The sequence below is a fragment of the Micromonospora sp. NPDC049529 genome (genome assembly GCF_055586685.1).
In genome coordinates this window covers 18,220-36,074 of sequence record NZ_JBVJHT010000017.1, presented here as the reverse complement: position 1 = coordinate 36,074, position 17,855 = coordinate 18,220, and the positions used below count along the sequence as shown (strand labels likewise).

Here is a 17,855-nt window from a genome sequence, read left to right as displayed (position 1 = left end):
AATGACCGCACACATGCTTGAGCAGCCAGCCAACTCGTCCACGGGCACGCAGACCGGCACCGACTCGCCGGAGGCCGCCGCCCGCATCCTCGCCATGCGCGACCGGATCAACGAGATCGACAGCGCCCTGATCGCCCTCTGGGAGGAACGGGCGAGCCTGTCCCAACAGGTCGGGGCGACCCGGGTCGCCTCCGGCGGCACCCGTCTGGTTCTCTCCCGCGAACGGGAGATCCTGGACAAGTTCCGCACCGCCCTGGGTGCGGACGGGACGCAGCTGGCCCTGCTGGTGCTGCGCGCCGGCCGGGGACCGCTCTGACACCGGCCCGGCTGCCCGGAGCCCGCCCACCTTCCGGGCGCACCCCGTCGTCGTACGCCGAGTGCCGGACGAGGCCCGGGGCGCCGGTCGCATGGATGACGACCGACGCCCCGGACTGAGGAGGCACTACCTTCACCGGCGGAACGAGCCGGGTGGGGCCCGGCCGCCGGCGTCTGACCCGGCCTACTCGACCGCGTGCACCACGTCCCGCTCCTCGGCGAAGTGGCAGGCGCTCGGGTGGCCGGAACGCTCCCGTTCCACCAACGGTGGGTCCTCCTGCGCGCAGATCTCCTGTGCCTTCCAGCACCGGGTGCGGAACCGGCAACCGGACGGCGGGTTGGCCGGCGACGGCACGTCGCCCTCCAGCACGATCTGGTCCCGGTGCCCGCGCAGCGTCGGGTCCGGCACCGGCACCGCCGACAGCAGCGCCTGGGTGTACGGGTGGGTCGGCCGCTCGTAGATCTCCACGTTGTCGCCGATTTCGACGATCTTGCCGAGGTACATCACCGCGACCCGGTCGGCGATGTGCCGTACCACCGACAGGTCGTGGGCGATGAAGACGTACGACAGGCCCAGCTCGTCCTGGAGCTTCTCCAGCAGGTTGATCACCTGAGCCTGGATCGACACGTCCAGTGCCGACACCGGCTCGTCACAGATGATGATCTCGGGGTTCAGGGCCAGCGCCCGGGCGATCCCGATCCGCTGCCGCTGCCCACCCGAGAACTGGTGCGGGTACCGGTTGATGTGGTCCGGGTTGAGCCCGACCAGATCGATCAGCTGCCGCACCCGCTCCTGCCGGTTGCCCCGGGGCAGGACGTCGGTGTGGATGTCGAACGGCTCGCCGATGATGTCGCCGACCGTCATCCGGGGGTTCAGCGACGTGTACGGGTCCTGCAGCACCATCTGGATGTTGCGTCGGGCCCGCCGCATCGCCGACCCTTTCAGCCGGCTCATCTCCTCGCCCCGGACCTCGATCGCGCCCGAGGTGGGCTTCTCCAGCCCGACCAGCAGCCGCGCCAGGGTCGACTTGCCGCAGCCGGACTCGCCGACCACACCGAGGGTTTCCCCTCGGCGCAGTTCCAGGTCGACCCCGTCCACCGCGCGGACCGCGCCGACCTGGCTCTGGAACACGATGCCGCGGGTGATCGGGAAGTGCTTGACCAGCTGCTGGGTACGCAGCACGACCTCACTCATCGCCCAACACGTCCTTCCAGAAGTGGCAACGCGCGGTCCGGTCCTCGGCCACCTGGTACGCGGGCGGCGGCGGATCGGCCCGGCAGACGTCCTGGGCGTACCCGCACCTGGGGTTGAAGGCGCAGCCCGGCGGGATGTTGGTCAGGTTCGGCGGCAGGCCCTTGATCACGTTGAGCTGCTGGCCCCGCAGGTCCAGCCGGGGGATCGATTCGAGCAGGGCCTTGGTGTACGGGTGTGCCGGGCGCGCGTAGACGTCGAACACCCCCGCCTCCTCGACCACCTTGCCGGCGTACATGACCGAGATCCGGTCGGCGACGTCGGCGACCACCCCCATGTCGTGGGTGATCAGGATCAGGCCCATGTTGCGTTCCCGCCGCAGCTCGGCGAGCAGGGTCATGATCTGGGCCTGGACCGTGACGTCCAGGGCGGTGGTCGGCTCGTCCGCGATCAGCACCTCGGGGTCGAGCGCGAGCGCCATCGCGATCATCACGCGCTGGCGCATGCCGCCGGAGAACTGGTGCGGGTAGTCGTTCACCCGCTGCTTCGCAGCCGGGATCTTGACCAGGTCGAGCAGTTCGATCGACCGCTTGCGCGCGTCCTTCTTGGACATGCCCCGGTGCACCCGAGTCAACTCGTCGAGCTGGAAGCCGACCGAGAAGACCGGGTTGAGCGCGGAGAGCGCATCCTGGAAGATCATCGCGATCCGGTTGGCGCGTACCTTGCGCCGCTGCTCCTCGGGGAGCTTGAGCAGGTCGAGGCCCCGGTAGCGGACCTCCCCCCTGGTCACGTAACCGGGCGGGGTGTCCAGGATGCCCATGATCGCCTGAGCGGTCACCGACTTGCCGCAGCCGGACTCACCGAGAATGGCCAGGGTCTCCCCCGGTTGCAGGGTGAAGTTGGCGCCGTTGACCGCGTGCGCCACCCCGTTCAGGGTCCGGAACTCCACGTGCAGGTCCTCGACCCTCAGCAGTGGGGCGGTCGGGTCCAATCCGGGCAGGACGTCGATCTGTGCCTTGATATCGGTCACCGGAATCTCCTACCGCAGCTTCGGGTCGAAAGCGTCGCGGATCGCGTCGCCGAGCATGATGAAGGCCAGCACGGTCAACGCCAGGAACGCGGACGGCGCGACCAACGGAATCGCGTTCTCCCGTACCCGCACGGTGGAACTGGAGATGTCGATCCCCCAGGAGATCGCTGGTGCCTTCAACCCGATGCCGAGGAACGACAGGGTCGCCTCGACCGCGATGAACCCGCCGAGCGCGATGGTCATGACCACCACGAACGGCGCGAGCGCGTTGGGCAGGATGTGCCGGAACATGATCCGGCCGTGCCCGGCGCCGAGCATCCGGGCGGCGGCGACGTAGTCCTGGTTCTTCGCACTGATCACCGAGGACCGCATCACCCGCGACGCGGTGGTCCAGCCGAGCACGCCGAGCACGATCACCACGGTCCAGATGCCGGTGCCCTGCCGGTCACCGGCCAGGCGCTTGCCGAGCACGATCGCGGCCAGCAGCAGCGGAATGCCGAGGACGATGTCGGTGAACCGCGACAGCAGGGTGTCCACCCAGCCGCCGAAGTAACCCGACGACAAGCCGATGACCAGCGCGATCGTCCCGGCCATCAGCATCGCGAAGACGCCGACCTGGATCGACGCCCGGGCGCCGTAGATGGTCCGCGCGAACAGGTCGCAGCCCTGGAAGTCGTAACCGAACCAGGCCCGTCCGCTCGCCGGGGCGTACTGGCGGGACAGCGCACAACTGGCCGGGTCGGCCGGGGTGAACAGCTGCGGCACGATCGCCATGACGACGAACAGCAGGACGAGTGTGGCAGCAACCCAGAAGATCGGATTACGGCGCAGGTCCCGCCAGGCGTCACCGGCGAGGCTGCGGGGCTTGTCCGCCTTGGCGCCGCCGGTGGGGGCGGTCGGCGCGGGGTTCGCGGCGGGGGTCTCCGCCGCGGCGATCGATTCGAGATTACTCATAGCGGATCCTCGGGTCGAGCACGGCGTACATGATGTCGACGATCAGGTTCGCGACCAGGAAGACGATGACCAGCAAGCTGACGAAGCCGACCACGAGAGGTCCATCCTCGGTACGGATACCGCGGAAGAGGTTGAAGCCGACGCCGGGAATGTTGAACACGCCTTCGGTGATGATCGCGCCGGCCATCAGGCCACCGATATCGATGCCGATGTAGGTGACAACCGGGATCAGGGAGTTGCGCAGCACGTGCACCCCGATCACCCGACGCGGAGACAGGCCCTTGGCCTTCGCCGTACGGACGTAGTCGGCGCGCAGGTTCTCCGCCACCGAGGTACGGGTCAACCGGGAGTAGGTCGCCAGCGAGAGTGATCCCAGCACCAGTCCGGGTAGGACCAACGCCCACCAGGTCGGATCACCGCCGGCGGTGGGCGGGAACCAGCTGAGCTCGATGCCGAAGAGGAACTGCGCCGTGGGGGCGAGCACGATCGTCGGGATGGAAATGAGTAGCAGGGTGAGGATCAGCGTGGCATTGTCGAACACACCGCCGCGGCGGATGCCGGCGATGACGCCGGCGGTCACGCCGAACAGGACGGCGAACAGGACGGCGATCACGGCGAGCCGGATGGTCACCGGCCAGGCCTGGGCGATCATGTCACCGATCGGCCGACCGGTGAGTGAGGTGCCGAAGTCGAGTTGCAGCAGGCCCTTCATGTAGTAGCCGTACTGGGCCCAGAAACTCTCGTCCAGGTGGTAGCGCTCGGTGAGTGCCTGAACCTGGGCCGGGGTGACCGGGCGTTCGCCGACCAGCGACTGGATGACCTGCGCCGGGCTGCCCTGGTTGCTGAACATGAGCGCGTAGACGAGCAGGGTGGCCCCGACGAACGTGAGGACCATCTGCAGCAGGCGCCGGACAATGAAACGGAACATGTCTTCGTCCTTAGTGGGACAGGCGTCGATGGCTGCCTTGTGGACAGCGGACCGCAGAGGGGTACGCGGCGATGGCGCCACCGCACGGTCACCGGTGACGCCACGGAGGTGGTCCGCGGCGGGCACCGCCCGACCGCCGGACCACGCCGGATGGTCCGAGCCACCTGACCCGTACTGGTGACTCGGACCATCCGCCGCTCAGCGGTCAGATCAGCTGACGGCTTCGATCTTCGACAGGTCGACCCGGTTGAACAGGTCGATCTCCACGTTCTTGACCTTGCTTGAGTGGCCGAACGTGTTCTGCCCGAAGCGCAGCGGGATCACCGGCATGTCCTGGACGAGGATGTCCTCGGCCTGCTGGTACTTCTTGATCGCCTCTTCCGGGCTCGGCGCGGCGGCACCCTCCTTGACGAGGGCGTCGAAGGCCGGGTTGCTGTACCCGTAGTAGTTCGACGAACCGTTGGTGCCGAACAGCGGGCCGAGGTAGTTCTCCATGGACGGGTAGTCCATGACCCAGCCCAGGCGGAACATGCCGACCGGAGTCTTCGACTCGACCTTGGTCAGCAGGTCGGCGAACTTCGGCTCGGCGGTGCCGACGCACTCCACACCCAGGTTGGTCTTGAGCTGGTTGCAGGTGGCGTCCACCCACTCCTTGTGCCCACCGTCACCGTTGTACGAGATCTGCAGCTTGGCCGGGCCACCGGCCGCGGTGTACGCCGCCTTCGCCTTGGCCGCGTCGAACACGCACGCCTCGCCGCAGGTGTTGTCCCGGTATCCGGCGACCACCGGCGAGACGAACGAGCGGGCCGACTTCTGCGAGTTCTTGAAGACCGCCTTGATGATCTCGTCCCGGTCGATCGCCTGCGAGATCGCCCGCCGGACCTCGGGCTTGGCGAACTCGGGCTGGAACGTCGGGAAGGCGACGAACTGGAAGGTCGACGCCGGCGACTGCTTGAACCGGTCGCCCAGCTCGGTCTGCGCGGTGGACAGGTTCTCGGTCGGGATCTGCTTGAGCACGTCGAGGTTGTCCGCCTGCAGGTCGGCGTAGGCCGAGGTGAGCTGCTGGTAGATCTTGAAGTTGACGCCGCCGACCTTCGGCTTGTCGCCGGGGAAGGCGTCGTACCGCTCGACCTCGATGCCCTGGTCGTGCTGCCAGGTGCCCTTGATCTTGAACGCGCCGTTACCGATGATCGCTTCCTCGAAGCCCTCCTTGAGCACGCCCTCGGACTGCCACGCCGCCGCCGGCAGCGGGTAGAACGAGGTGTAGCCCAGGACGGCCTTGAACTCGCTGAACGGGGCGGACAGCTTCACCGTGAAGGTGAGGTCGTCGACCTTCGCCAGACCGGTCAGCTTCTTGGCCTTGGGCTCGGGGGCCTTCTGCGGGCCGTCCGCGCCGTCCGGGTCGGTCGACTGGAGGTCGGCGTAGCCTTCCACCTTCTCCCAGAAGTAGGAGCCGCCGTTGCCGTTCGGGCCGTACGCGCCGTGGTTCCAGGCGTTGATGTAGCTGTCGGCGTTGACCTTCTCACCGTTGTGGAAGGTGTAGCCGTCCTTCAGCTTGATCGTCCACAGGGTGTTGTCCGTCGACGAGATCGACTCTGCGGCGACCTCGAACGGCTTGTTGTCCTTGTCGAAGTCCACCAGCGGCGCGAAGAGCGCGGACAGGACCTGCGCCCCACTCGTCTCGGTGGTGTTGGATGGGATCAGGTGCTGCGGCTCGGCGATCTCGATCGAGACGACCGCGTTGCTGTTCGACGATCCGGACTCTTCCGGGTCGCCGCTGCTGCAACCTGTAGCAATCAGCGTGATGGCGGTCGTAGCGACCGCCATCTTCAGGGTTTTCCCGCGCATGGGAGTGCCTCCTCAGGGCGCTCACGAGGGGGTGTGAGGTGACTGACACTGTGACACCGAACGCCCGTTCCGTGAAGGTGCCGTTATCAAGCCGTTAGACCGAGAGCCTTCGGTGAATACTGACCAAGATCACCATTTGCCCTGCTAGATCGACCTGAACTGGCCCCCACGGGAGCGCAAACACCAGGGGACGGGTTGGCGCGCATCCGGAGAAGTCGATGATCACACGACCACCGACTTGGACACTGTCGGATGTCGGACGCACACCGTACGTGTGGGTCCAATGTGAACGGAGGCGGCTCAGACCAGCCGGCGGTCCGCCGCCCAACGGGAGAGCTCGTAGCGATTGGACATCTGGAGCTTGCGCAACACGTTGGAAACGTGGGTCTCGACCGTCTTGATCGAGATGAACAGCTCCTTGGCGATCTCCTTGTACGCGTAGCCACGGGCGAGCAGCCGGAGCACCTCGCGCTCCCGGTTGGTGAGCTGGTCCAGCTCCGGATCGGCCACCGGCGCGTCCGGCCGGGCGGCGAAGGCGTCCAGCACGAAACCGGCCAGCCGGGGGCTGAACACCGCGTCGCCGTCGGCCACCCGGCGGATCGCCGAGGTCAACTCGTCCGGCGAGATCGTCTTGGTGACGTACCCCCGGGCACCGGCCCGGATCAGACCGATCACGTCCTCGGCCGCGTCGGACACGCTCAGGGCGAGGAACCGGATCCCGGGATGGGTGCGACGCATCGCGTCGAGCACCGCGCGGCCCCCGCCGTCGGGCATGTGTACGTCGAGCAGCACCACGTCCGGTACGGTCAGCGCGATCCGGGTGACCGCCTCGGCCACCGTGCTCGCCTCACCGACCACCTCGACGTGCACACCCAACTCGGCCCGCACCCCGGCCCGGAACATCGCGTGGTCATCGACCAGGAAGACCCGCAACCGCCGCTCCGCAGCGTCCTGCGTCGTCCCGCTCTCCTCAGTCATGACCTCTCCTCGCTCCGGCCGTACACGGCGTCACCAGCCCGGCCACGGTGTCACCAGGTGCCTGCCGAGCCGGCGCCGGCCGGGGTGGTCGGCATGGTCAGCCGTACCTCGGTGCCGTCGCCCGGCTCACTGCGGATCTCCGCCCGGCCACCGTGCCGGTCCATCCGCCCGATGATCGAACCCCGTACGCCGTGCCGGTGGTCCCCAACGGTAGCCGGGTCGAAGCCGGCCCCACGATCACGGACGAAGACGCTCACCTGCTCCGGCTCGACCTCCGCGTAGAGCGAGACGGTCTCGACCTTCGCGTGCCGGGCCGCGTTGACCAGCGCCTCCCGGGCCGCGGCGACCAGCGCCGCGATCCGCTCGTCGGTCTCCCGGTCGCCGACCACCACGGTCTCCACGCTGATCGCGAAGGTGTCCTCGACCTCCGCGGCGGCGTGTTCCAGGGCGGCGGCGAACCGCTCCGTCGGTGAACCGGTGGGCTTGTACAGCCAGTTGCGCAACGACCGCTCCTGACCCCGGGCCAGCCGCTGGACGGTCTTGACGTCGGCGGCGTTGCGCTGGATCAGGGCGAGGGTGTGCAGGACTTGGTCGTGCACCATCGCCGCCAGTTCGGCCCGCTCCCGCTCCCGGATCCGCCCCTCCCGCTCGGTGCGCAACTGGTTGAACATCCGCCAGAGCACCGGCGCGGCGACCACCCCGACACCGGCCAGCCCGACGCAGGCGAAGATCACGCCGTTCGCGACCGCGTCGAAGTTCGCCTGCGGCGAGTAGACCGCCGCCACCCCGACCACCCCGACCGCGACCAGCAGCCCACCACCGATGAACCGCAGTACGAAGGCCCGCCGGTCGCTCTCCTCCAGCACCGCGCCGAGCCAGGGCACCGGCATGGTCTCGCTCCACTGCCGGCGCCGCTCGGGGGTCGACTGGTGCCAGATCACGCCGGCACCCACCGCGATGATGGCGACCAGCCAGCCGGCGGTGCCGGCGACGCCGGTCGAGCCGAACACCATGATCTGTATCACCAGTACGCCGAGCCCGATGGCCACGAACGGCAGCAGTTCCAGGACGTTGCGGCGGGGCGGGGCGTCCAGTGCGCCGGGGCGTACCGGCACCACCGCCCAGAACGCCGCGTAGAGCAGGAGCCCCAGGCCGCTGAGCCCGAGCAGCACGACGAAGGCCACCCGTACCCGGATCACCGAGATGCCCAGGTGCTCGGCGATGCCGGCCGCCACGCCGGCCACCATGCGGTGGTCACGGGCACGGTAGAGGCGGGGCTCGGTGACGGTACTGATCGGTGACTCCCTGGTCGTGCCGGTCGGAGCACCCCGGTGGTTCGGGCGGCCCGGTCGTCGGCCTGCGGATTCGATCGTCACACGTGGGCGGGCACCCTGACCACGGGGAGGCCCCGGAACATTGCGGTCGGAGATCTCAGGGTGGCTTCAGGGTTCGCGCCGGAGGCCACTCGGACCGAACGAAGACGAAACTCGTCACCATGACCGAAGAAGCTGCCGCGTCACGACGACCGGCCCCGACGGAGGGCGCCGACCCGCCGCAGCCTCCGCTGCCCGGTCCGGCACCTTCGCCGGCCACGGCCGCCGGGTCCGACGACCCGCCCGGCCCACACGAGCCGACCGGACCCGGTGGGCCACCGCCGGGCGCCGACCCACCACCCCCCTGGGGGTACGGACCACCGCCCGGCCCGCCCCCCTCCGGCCCGGCCGGCTTCACCTCCCGGTACGGGCTGGTCCGCCCGCGCGAGGGGCGCTACCTGGCCGGGGTCTGCGCGGCCATCGGCCGGGCCACCAACACCGACCCGATCCTGTGGCGGGTGCTCCTCGCCGTGCTGGGTTTCTTCGGCGGGATCGGGGTGCTGGTCTACATCGCCGCCTGGCTGATCATCCCGGCCGAGGGGGACAGCGCCTCGCCGGTGGAGTCGATGCTGGGCCGGGGCCGGTCGAGCATGTCACCGGTGACCGTGATCGTCCTCGGGGTACTGGTGGCGATCATGTTCGGCCTGATCGTGACCGACTCGTTCCGGGCCATCATGCTCGGCGCGGCGATCCTGATCGGTGGTGCGCTGCTGCTCAACCGGAACGCCCGCGGCACGGGCGGCCCGGTCGGCGCACCGCCGTCGGCACCACCCGGCCCGGCGTACGGGGCGGCGGCCGGACCGGCACCCTACGGCCCGTCCAGCGGGGCACCGGCGGGCGCACCGGCGGGGCCGTACCCGGACTGGTACCGCCCGGCCGCACCGGCCCAGCAGGCACCCGCGTACGGCGGCGCCGCTCCGGCGTACCCCGGTGCTGCCGGACCGACGATCACGCCGCCGCTGGTGCCGCCGACCGCACCGGCGCCCGGTTGGCCGGGTGCCCCGTACCCGGCAGCCGGCGGTCCGCTCGGCAGCCCGGTTCCGGGCGGCTACCGACCGCCCTTCGCACCGCACGGCCCGTACGCCGGCGGCGTCGGCCAACCGCCGGGCTACCGGCCCGGTGCGGCTCCCACGGTCCGGCGCGGCAAGCCGCCGAAGCCACCGCGTGAGCGTTCCCCGCTCGGCGCCGCCACCTTCTCGCTGATCTTCGTGGCGCTGGGCGTGGTGGTCATCCTGGACATCGGCAACCGGATCGAGGTCACGCCGGCCACCTACTTCGCCGCCGCGCTGATCACCATCGCGCTCGGGCTCCTGGTCGGTGCCTGGTTCGGCCGGGCCCGCTGGCTGATCGCCCTCGGCCTGGTGGCGACCGCCGCCCTCGGCATCTCCAGCGTCGCCCAGTCGATCGACCCGTCGGAACACACCGACGGCACCGCGGTCTGGGTGCCGGCCAGCGTCGACGAGCTCGCCAGCCGGTACGAGACGACATTCGGTGACGGCACGCTCGACCTGTCGCACGTCGACTTCACCGACCGCGACGTCCAGGTGACGGTGCAGGTCAACTTCGGCAAACTCCGGGTGGTGGTGCCGGCCGACGTGGACGTCACCGCGAACGCGGACGTGAACGCCGGTGACGCGCGCATCTTCGGTGACCGGTGGAGCGGTGTGAACAGCCCCTCCCGGCAGGTCACCGACCTGGGCGCGGACGGCCCCGGCGGCGGAAAACTGCGACTGTTCCTGCACGTCAACGCCGGTGATGCGGAGGTCTACCGATGAAGGCGCACCGGACCGACGGCGTCTCGCTCGTGTTCGCGCTGATCTTCCTGGGGGTCGCCGGCTGGTGGCTGGTCGCCCAGTTCGTCGACGTGGCCGTACCCGAGGCCGGCTGGCTCCTGGCCGGTGGGCTGATCCTGGTCGGCGTCCTGGGTCTGCTCGGCGCGCTGCGCTCGGGCCGGTCGGTGACGACCCCGCCCGCCGCCGACGTGTCGGACGCCGCCCCGGTGACCGACGCCGGCCCGATGCCGGCGACGGCAGCCGGTGCCGACCCGGCGGACCCGGCCACGCTCGGATTCACCACCACCGGGTCCGGCACCGCCGAGTACGGCTACGGCACGGCCGAATTCGCCCGGATCGACCCGGACGTTACGGATCCGCCGCCCGCCCCACCGGCCGGCGTCGTCGACCGGCCCCGGCCGGACGATCACCGGGACTGATACCGATCGCTGTGGTCCGGCGCGGGTCGCGCATAAACTGGCCGGCGGAGCTTTCCACTCCGCCGGCCGGTTCGTCTCAGGAGACCGGTTACGGCCCCGCCGGGACGAGTCCCACTCGCCCGCCCTCACCCACCGAGGAGCCCGCCCCAGATGACCCAGTCCCCCGCCGTGCCCACCCCCGCTACACAGGGTGAGGTCCGCCTCGGCGAGCGGGCCGCCCGTACGCTCACCGCCGAACTGGCCCGACACCACGGGTCGAAGACCGCACTGCTGGTCGGGGCGCAGGCGGACACCGCGGTGCTCGACGCCGCGCTCAGCGCCCTGCTCCCCGGCGACCTGCTCACCCTCGTACCGGCGCAGCCCGGCGACGCGGCGCAGCTACGCGCGCACGTCGCCGCCTACGGCCCCTGGGTGGCCGACCGGATCCAGATCGTCGACGAACTCGCCGAGGCCCAGCCGGCGGAGATCGTGCTGGTCGCCGTCCCGCTGACCGGCACCGTCGACGAGACCCGGGCCCTCCTGGCCGACCTGGGCGCACAACTCGCCAAGGGCGGGGTGCTGACCGTGGCGGCGCCGGCGATGCCCGGCAAGACCGAGGGTGCCGGCGCCGAACTGGACCGGCAGGCCGCGCTCTTCGGTGTCGGCACCGACCTGGTCGTGCTGAACCAGCCACCGCTGCGGATCCACCGGCTCCGGTTCACTCCGGCGGACGTCGCGACCGCTGGCCGGCTGGCACCGGTGTACCGGCCGTCGAGTGTGCCGATCACCCGCACCATGCACATCGACTCGAACGGTGTCGCCGCCGCCGGAATCGCCCTCGGCCTGGCGGCACTGGCCAAGATCACTCGACCGAGGTCCCGGCTCTGGCTGGTGCCCGCGCTGGCCGCCGCCCCGGTGGCCGCGTTCTTCCGGGACCCGGAGCGGGATCTGCCCGACGACGAGTCGGCCGTGGTCGCCGCCGCCGACGGCCGGGTGCTGTCGGTGGAGCGGCTCACCGACGAACGCTTCGGCGACGGCGAGTTCCTCCGGATCGCGGTCTTCCTCTCCGTACTCGACGTGCACGTCAACCGGTCACCGGTGGCCGGCAAGGTGGTCGACTACTTCGTCGCCGACGGTGGCTTCGCCGCCGCCATGAAGCCGGCCGCCGAGCACAACGTGGCCGCGTACACCGTGCTGGACACCGAGCGGGGCACGGTCGTGGTGGCGCAACGGACCGGGTTGATCGCACGCCGGATCGTCCAGCGGGCCCCGGTGGGGGCACTGCTGGCGCGGGGTGAGCGGATCGGCCTGATCCGGTTCGGCTCGCGTACCGACGTCTACCTGCCCGCCGAGGCGGCCGACCCACTGGTGGGGCCGGGCGACAAGGTGATCGGCGGGGCGTCGGTGATCGCCCGCTGGCGCTGAGCGCGCGGTAACGGGTCGAGGGCGCTCCGGGATCTCCCGGGGCGCCCTTCGATCACCGGGGCGGGAACGGTCGAGCGTGGTTCAGGCGGTGCCGCGCTGGCGCCACCAGAGCAGCGGTCCGCTGGCCAGGTAGGCGACGACCAGCAGCGCGAAGGTGAGCCGGACGTCGACGAGCGCGCCGATCACCGGGGCCAGCCACACCCACGGCGGCAGCTTGACCAGCCGGGCGAGCTTGGCGTACGGGAAGCTGGAGACCATCGCGAAGGCCAGCAGCCCGACCCCGGCGACCTGGACCGTGCCGGGAACCGGCAACCCGATCAGGACCACCAGGGCGAGCACCGCCGCCGCCATCGTGGTCGGCACCCCGCAGAAGAACCGCCCGTCCTTGGGCGAGACGTTGAACCGGGCCAGCCGGACCGCCGCGCAGGCGGCGACCAGGGCGCAGGCGACCGCGGCGGCCGGGGTCGAGACCGACCCGGACAGCGAGGCGTAGACCACCACGGGCGCGGCCAGGCCGAACGAGCACATGTCGGCGAGCGAGTCCATCTGGGCGCCGAACGGGCTGGCCACCCCGAGCCGGCGGGCCAGTGCCCCGTCGAGCCCGTCGAAGACCACGCAGGCGATCAGGCAGAACGCGGCGGTGCGCTCGTCCCCGCGCATGGCCAGGAAGATCGCCAGCATCCCGAGCGTCAGGCTGGCCAGGGTGCAGCCGTTGACCAGCGCGAACTTGGCCCGCCGGGCGAGCGTGCGCTCGCCGGGCAGCAGCGGGATGGCCATCGAGGGGGCCACGTCGTCGACCGGGGTCATCGGCCCGATCGCCGGACTGACCGGTACGACCGACTCGATCTCCGCCTCGGTCAGCCGGGAGATGCCGTAGCGCCGGTGGAACGGGGTACGGCGGTCACCGGGATAGTGGGGTTCGGGCCGGATCACGGTGGCGGTCGTGCCACCCCGCTCGTCGTCCCGACGTGCGACCCGGACGAGCAGCACCTGCCTGGCAAACGCACCACCCCGGCGCAACTGCCCGGCCCAGCGGCGCCCGGCGGGGCGCGGGTTGTCCGTCGTACGCCGGCGCCAAGGGGCTCTCGGCACGTTTCCTCCATTACCCGATTGACCTGTTCGCCACCCCCGGTGGCGACCCGGCTGACTGATGCCGGGGTTCCTGGGTTCGTTGGCCGGCAAGCTTTTGCGGCCTACACCATCGCACAGACGGGGCGCCTTGGCGATAGTTGCCGGCGGAGCATTTCCCGCAAACCGCTCGATCCGTGCGGAAACCCTATCCGGGGCATTTTTCCGGCGGATGCCCACCGGAACTCACGCCGCCAGTGTATCGGAATCATCCACAACGGTCATTTCGGCGACGTTTCACCTGCCCAGCCACCCCAGTGCGAGCACCGCGACGTCGGTCAGCGGAAGCGCCGCCGCCTCGGTCACCGGGAACCAGGCAGCTGCGGCCGTCGATCCGCCCGGTGCCTCGGTCACCCGTGCCTCGGTCGGTACGTCCACCTCCACCCGATAGATCGCCCGTACGCTGTGCCAGTTCATCGGCCGACCCTCCGGGCCGAGGGCGGCGGGATTGTGCAGGTGTGTGACATCGATCAGATCCGTCACCCGGCCGAGCTGCCCCGCCTCCTCCACCAACTCCCGGAGCAGCCCGGTGGCCGGCTGCTCGCCGTGGTCGGTCCCGCCGCCGGGCAGGTGCCACCGTCCGGCCCCCGGATAGCCGTCCGCGATCAGCGACAGCAGCACCCGGCCGGCCGGATCGGTCACCAACCCGTACGCGGCGAACCGTTGGCCGGAGTCGGGTGGCAGCGGCGGCAGCGGCCGGCGTACGGCACCGGGTGGCGGCTCCGGCAGCGCGGTGACCGGCCGGCCGAGCAACTCGGCGGTGAACGGCATCAGCGGCAACTCGGGCAACTCCCCGGGCGACACCCAGGCCGCCAGGTCGGTGCCGCCGTCCGACTCGGCCCGCAGCGTGCCGCCGGTCGGTTTCACCCGGTAGACGACCCGGTCGGTGTGCACGTCCTCGTCCGGGCCGCCCAGCCGGCTCACGTCGGCCAGCACCGCCTGCACCCCGACGACCTCGATCCGCAGTCCGGTCTCCTCGGCGAACTCCCGTACCAGCGCGTCCGCCGGGTGCTCGCCGTGTTCCACCCCGCCGCCGGGCACCTGCCAGATCCCGGCGATGTCGGCGGTCTTCGACGACCGGGTCAGCAGCACCCGGCCGTCATCGTCCCGGCACAGCCCGTACGCCCCGATCCGTCGCCGCCGCATCGCACCCGTCCCCCGTGTCGACCATCCGTTGATCACGAGGTTAGCTCCGTCGGCCGCCCGACCGACCCGCCCGAACAGTGCGCGGGGCCCGTCGGGCGGGTGTCAGCCCCGGCGGGCGGCCTGGACGGCCTCGGCGGTCACCTCGGTGAGCCGCTCGGCGGGCAGGGCATCCAACTCGTCCGGGCCGAACCAGCGGGCCTCGGAGGTGGATCCGCCGACGTCGCCGACGGTCGGCGGCGCCGGCGCGTCGACCGCGACCCGGTAGAAGGCGCGTACGCCGTGCCAGTCGATCGGGTAGCCCTCCGGGCCCAGCGAGGCGGCGTCTCGGTGGCTCGCCACCCCCAGCAGCTCGATCAGGCGCCCACGCTGGCCGGTCTCCTCGACCAGCTCGCGGATGAGCGCCGCACCCGGCTGCTCGCCGTAGTCGGTGCCGCCGCCGGGCAGGTGCCAGCAACCAGCCCCCGGATACCCGTCCGCCACCCGGGTCAGCAGCACCCGGCCGGCGGGGTCGGTGGCCACCGCGTACGCGGCGAAGCGCTGCGCGCGGTGCAGCCCGTCCGGCCCCGGTACGGCGTTGAAGGACGGGAAGTCGGGTGCCTCCTCCGGACAGAGGTCGATCGGTCCCGGCGGCAGTTCCAACGCCTGCGCGGTGAACGGGCGCAGCGGCAGCGACTTCGCCTCGTCCAGGCTGTGCCAGCGGGCCAGGTCGGTCGGCTGGCCGATCCGGTCGCAGAGGGTGCCGCCCCGGACCGAGACCCGGTAGAGCAGCCGGTCGGTGTGGATGGTGACGCCGCGCTGCGGCAGGGAACGCATGTCGGCCAGCACGTCGATCAGCCCGGAGACCGAGACCGACAACCCGGTCTCGGCGGCGGTTTCCCGGACCACCGTGTGGTTGGGGTCTTCGCCATGGTCGACCGCACCGCCCGGCAACGACCACACTCCGGGCGTGCCGGACCCGGACGAGGCGCGTACGAGCAGCACCCGGTCCTCGGAATCTGTACAAACGGCGTAAGCCGCGATCCTACGAATCGGCTCTAGCGCAGGGGTCACAGGGCGAAATTCTCCCCGGATCATGTTCCGGGTCGATGAACAGAGTCGGATTCCTGACAGTCGGCCACGCTTTCGGGGGACAGTCAGGGTAAGGATCGGGGCGGTCACCGAGGTCAGCGGGTCGGCGGACGCGGACCGTGGAGACATGACCGAGATGCCGCAGCAGACCCCACCGACCCCCGACCAGTCCCCGCAGGCCCCGCCGTTGCAGGGCCCGCCGCAGGGGGCGCCGTTCCAGGGGGCGCAGTTCCAGGGGGCGCCGTTCCAGGGGGCGCAGTTCCAGGGGGCGCAGTTCCAGGGCGCGCCGCAGGGGGCGCCGTACCAGGAAGCACCGTTCCAGGGCGCGCCGCAGGGGGCGCCGTTCTACGGCCCGCCGCAGGGCGGGCAGTTCGACGGACCGCAGTTCCAGGTGCCGTACCGGCAGTTGCGGCGGCCGGTGACCGACCGGATGCTCGCCGGTGTCGCCAGCGGGCTCGGGCGTTACTTCGCCGTCGACCCGACCCTGGTCCGGGTCATCTTCGCCGTGGTCGTGCTGCTGACCGGCGGCGTCGCGCTGCTGGCGTACCCGATCATGTGGTTCCTGATGCCGGCCGAGCCGGCGGGCGCGCCCGCCTGGCCGCACCCCGCGCCCGGTTGGCAGCCGCCGACTCCGGGCACCGGTCCGGTCACGCCGTCGGCGTGACCTGGCCGGTCGGGGCTACTCCCACTCGATGGTGCCCGGCGGCTTGCTGGTGACGTCGAGCACCACCCGGTTCACCTCGGGCACCTCGTTCGTGATCCGGGTGGAGATCCGGCCGATCAGGTCGTAGGGCAGGCGGGACCAGTCGGCGGTCATCGCGTCCTCGCTGGATACCGGGCGCAGCACCACCGGGTGACCGTAGCTGCGCCCGTCGCCCTGCACCCCGACGCTGCGTACGTCGGCGAGCAGCACCACCGGGAACTGCCAGACGTCGCGGTCGAGGCCGGACGCGGTCAGCTCCTCGCGGGCGATCAGGTCTGCGGCGCGCAGCAGGTCGAGCCGTTCCCGGTCGACCGCGCCGATGATCCGGATGGCCAGCCCCGGTCCGGGGAACGGGTGCCGCCAGACCATCTCCTCGGGCAGCCCGAGCGCCACCCCGAGCGCGCGTACCTCGTCCTTGAACAGCGTGCGCAGCGGCTCCACCAGCGCGAACTTCAGGTCGTCGGGCAGCCCGCCGACGTTGTGGTGGGACTTGATGTTGGCCGTCCCGGTGCCGCCGCCGGACTCCACCACGTCCGGGTAGAGCGTCCCCTGGACCAGGAACTCCACGTCGCCGCTGGCGGCCACCTCGCGGGCGGCGGCCTCGAAGACCCGGATGAACTCCCGGCCAATGATCTTGCGCTTCTGCTCCGGGTCGGTGACGCCGGCCAGCGCGTCGAGGAACCGGTCGGCGGCGTCCACCACCTTCAGCTTGATCCCGGTCGCCGCCACGTAGTCCTTCTCCACCTGCTCGGCCTCGCCGGCCCGCAGCAGACCGTGGTCGACGAAGACGCAGGTGAGCTGGTCACCGACGGCCCGGTGGACGAGCGCCGCGGCAACCGCCGAGTCGACCCCGCCGGAGAGCCCGCAGATGACCTCCCGGTCACCCACCCGGGCCCGGATGTCGGCCACCTGCTCGTCGATGATGTTGGCCGGCGTCCAGGTCGGCTCGATCCCGGCGACGTCGTAGAGGAACCGGGTCAGCATGGTCTGACCGTGCGCGGTGTGCCCGACCTCCGGGTGGAACTGCACCCCGGCCCGGCGGCCCGCCAGGTCCTCGAACGCGGCCACCGGCGCACCGCTCGACGCGGCGGTCACCACGAAGCCGGCCGGCGCCTCGGTCACACAGTCACCGTGGCTCATCCAGACCGACAGCTCGGTCGGCAGCTCGCGGAGCAGGACCGAGGACTCGGCCGACGGGCTCAACGCGGTGCCACCGAACTCCCGGCCACCGGTCTGCGCCACCGTGCCACCGAGCGCCTGGGCCATCGCCTGGAAGCCGTAGCAGATGCCGAAGATCGGCACCCCGGCGTCGAACAGCTTCGGATCGACCTGCGGCGCACCGGGCGCGTAGACACTCGAAGGCCCACCGGAGAGGATGATCGCCGCAGGATCCCGGGCCAGCATCTCGGCCACCGGCATGGAGTGCGGAACGATCTCGGAGTAGACCCTCGCCTCCCGCACCCGACGGGCGATGAGCTGGGCGTACTGGGCTCCGAAGTCAACCACAAGGACGGGGCGCGGCGTGCTCATGTGCAGGAAGCCTACCTACTGACCCGGCGCGGGAGCGAATCGCGGC

Annotated in this window: 16 protein-coding genes; 5 read left to right on the top strand and 11 right to left on the bottom strand. The window is 71.0% G+C overall.

The features are described from left to right. Position 1: 1 nt before the first annotated feature. Positions 2 to 316, top strand: a complete 315-nt coding sequence (locus ACZ6QQ_RS27125) for a chorismate mutase (protein ID WP_465880104.1) — start codon at positions 2 to 4, stop codon at positions 314 to 316. A 183-nt stretch (positions 317 to 499) separates the two neighbouring features. On the opposite strand, the gene ACZ6QQ_RS27120 is transcribed toward ACZ6QQ_RS27125, so the two are convergent. The 7 genes from ACZ6QQ_RS27120 to ACZ6QQ_RS27090 all read right to left on the bottom strand — a co-directional run bounded on the left by ACZ6QQ_RS27120 (position 500) and on the right by ACZ6QQ_RS27090 (position 8,492). Beyond that, on the bottom strand, positions 500 to 1,510 hold the full coding sequence (locus ACZ6QQ_RS27120; protein WP_465880102.1) for an ABC transporter ATP-binding protein: 1,011 nt from the start codon (positions 1,508 to 1,510) through the stop codon (positions 500 to 502). Then, positions 1,503 to 2,537: an ABC transporter ATP-binding protein gene (locus ACZ6QQ_RS27115; RefSeq protein ID WP_465880100.1), complete on the bottom strand. Its 1,035-nt coding sequence runs from the start codon at positions 2,535 to 2,537 to the stop codon at positions 1,503 to 1,505. Before ACZ6QQ_RS27115 ends, ACZ6QQ_RS27120 begins: the two co-directional genes overlap by 8 nt. 9 nt (positions 2,538 to 2,546) lie before the next feature. Beyond that, positions 2,547 to 3,491: an ABC transporter permease gene (locus ACZ6QQ_RS27110; RefSeq protein ID WP_465880098.1), complete on the bottom strand. Its 945-nt coding sequence runs from the start codon at positions 3,489 to 3,491 to the stop codon at positions 2,547 to 2,549. Further along, positions 3,484 to 4,419: an ABC transporter permease gene (locus tag ACZ6QQ_RS27105; protein ID WP_465880096.1), complete on the bottom strand. Its 936-nt coding sequence runs from the start codon at positions 4,417 to 4,419 to the stop codon at positions 3,484 to 3,486. Before ACZ6QQ_RS27105 ends, ACZ6QQ_RS27110 begins: the two co-directional genes overlap by 8 nt. Before the next feature lie 210 nt (positions 4,420 to 4,629). Continuing rightward, positions 4,630 to 6,267 (bottom strand): peptide ABC transporter substrate-binding protein, encoded by a 1,638-nt coding sequence (locus ACZ6QQ_RS27100; protein ID WP_465880094.1) that lies wholly within the window; start codon positions 6,265 to 6,267, stop codon positions 4,630 to 4,632. Between the two features lie 300 nt (positions 6,268 to 6,567). After that, complete coding sequence (locus ACZ6QQ_RS27095; protein WP_465880092.1) at positions 6,568 to 7,245, bottom strand: response regulator; 678 nt, start codon at positions 7,243 to 7,245, stop codon at positions 6,568 to 6,570. 50 nt (positions 7,246 to 7,295) lie between these two features. Next, entirely contained in the window at positions 7,296 to 8,492 is a 1,197-nt protein-coding gene (locus tag ACZ6QQ_RS27090) for an ATP-binding protein (RefSeq protein WP_465880091.1), read from the bottom strand. 248 nt (positions 8,493 to 8,740) lie between these two features. Between ACZ6QQ_RS27090 and ACZ6QQ_RS27085 the strand changes: the two genes are divergently transcribed. The 3 genes from ACZ6QQ_RS27085 to ACZ6QQ_RS27075 all read left to right on the top strand — a co-directional run bounded on the left by ACZ6QQ_RS27085 (position 8,741) and on the right by ACZ6QQ_RS27075 (position 12,234). Next, positions 8,741 to 10,393, top strand: coding sequence for a PspC domain-containing protein (locus ACZ6QQ_RS27085; protein WP_465880090.1), 1,653 nt, complete (start codon positions 8,741 to 8,743; stop codon positions 10,391 to 10,393). Beyond that, a complete protein-coding gene (locus tag ACZ6QQ_RS27080; protein WP_465880088.1) occupies positions 10,390 to 10,830 on the top strand; it encodes a hypothetical protein in 441 nt (146 codons plus the stop codon). The genes ACZ6QQ_RS27085 and ACZ6QQ_RS27080 overlap by 4 nt, the downstream gene beginning before the upstream one ends. Before the next feature lie 150 nt (positions 10,831 to 10,980). After that, positions 10,981 to 12,234 carry a phosphatidylserine decarboxylase gene (locus ACZ6QQ_RS27075; RefSeq protein ID WP_465880087.1) on the top strand — a complete coding sequence of 418 codons (1,254 nt, stop codon included), beginning with the start codon at positions 10,981 to 10,983 and terminating at the stop codon, positions 12,232 to 12,234. A gap of 81 nt (positions 12,235 to 12,315) precedes the next feature. On the opposite strand, the gene ACZ6QQ_RS27070 is transcribed toward ACZ6QQ_RS27075, so the two are convergent. The 3 genes from ACZ6QQ_RS27070 to ACZ6QQ_RS27060 all read right to left on the bottom strand — a co-directional run bounded on the left by ACZ6QQ_RS27070 (position 12,316) and on the right by ACZ6QQ_RS27060 (position 15,558). Then, complete coding sequence (locus tag ACZ6QQ_RS27070) at positions 12,316 to 13,254, bottom strand: CDP-alcohol phosphatidyltransferase family protein (RefSeq protein ID WP_465880259.1); 939 nt, start codon at positions 13,252 to 13,254, stop codon at positions 12,316 to 12,318. A gap of 345 nt (positions 13,255 to 13,599) precedes the next feature. After that, complete coding sequence (locus ACZ6QQ_RS27065; protein WP_465880086.1) at positions 13,600 to 14,508, bottom strand: NUDIX hydrolase; 909 nt, start codon at positions 14,506 to 14,508, stop codon at positions 13,600 to 13,602. A 102-nt stretch (positions 14,509 to 14,610) separates the two neighbouring features. Then, positions 14,611 to 15,558: an NUDIX hydrolase gene (locus tag ACZ6QQ_RS27060; RefSeq protein WP_465880084.1), complete on the bottom strand. Its 948-nt coding sequence runs from the start codon at positions 15,556 to 15,558 to the stop codon at positions 14,611 to 14,613. A gap of 409 nt (positions 15,559 to 15,967) precedes the next feature. Here ACZ6QQ_RS27060 and ACZ6QQ_RS27055 point away from each other — a divergent pair, with 409 nt between their 5' ends. Then, positions 15,968 to 16,240 carry a PspC domain-containing protein gene (locus tag ACZ6QQ_RS27055; protein ID WP_465880258.1) on the top strand — a complete coding sequence of 91 codons (273 nt, stop codon included), beginning with the start codon at positions 15,968 to 15,970 and terminating at the stop codon, positions 16,238 to 16,240. Positions 16,241 to 16,255: 15 nt separating this feature from the next. Here ACZ6QQ_RS27055 and guaA read toward each other — a convergent pair whose 3' ends face one another. Further along, positions 16,256 to 17,809: a glutamine-hydrolyzing GMP synthase gene (gene guaA / locus ACZ6QQ_RS27050; protein WP_465880083.1), complete on the bottom strand. Its 1,554-nt coding sequence runs from the start codon at positions 17,807 to 17,809 to the stop codon at positions 16,256 to 16,258. Positions 17,810 to 17,855 lie beyond the last annotated feature (46 nt).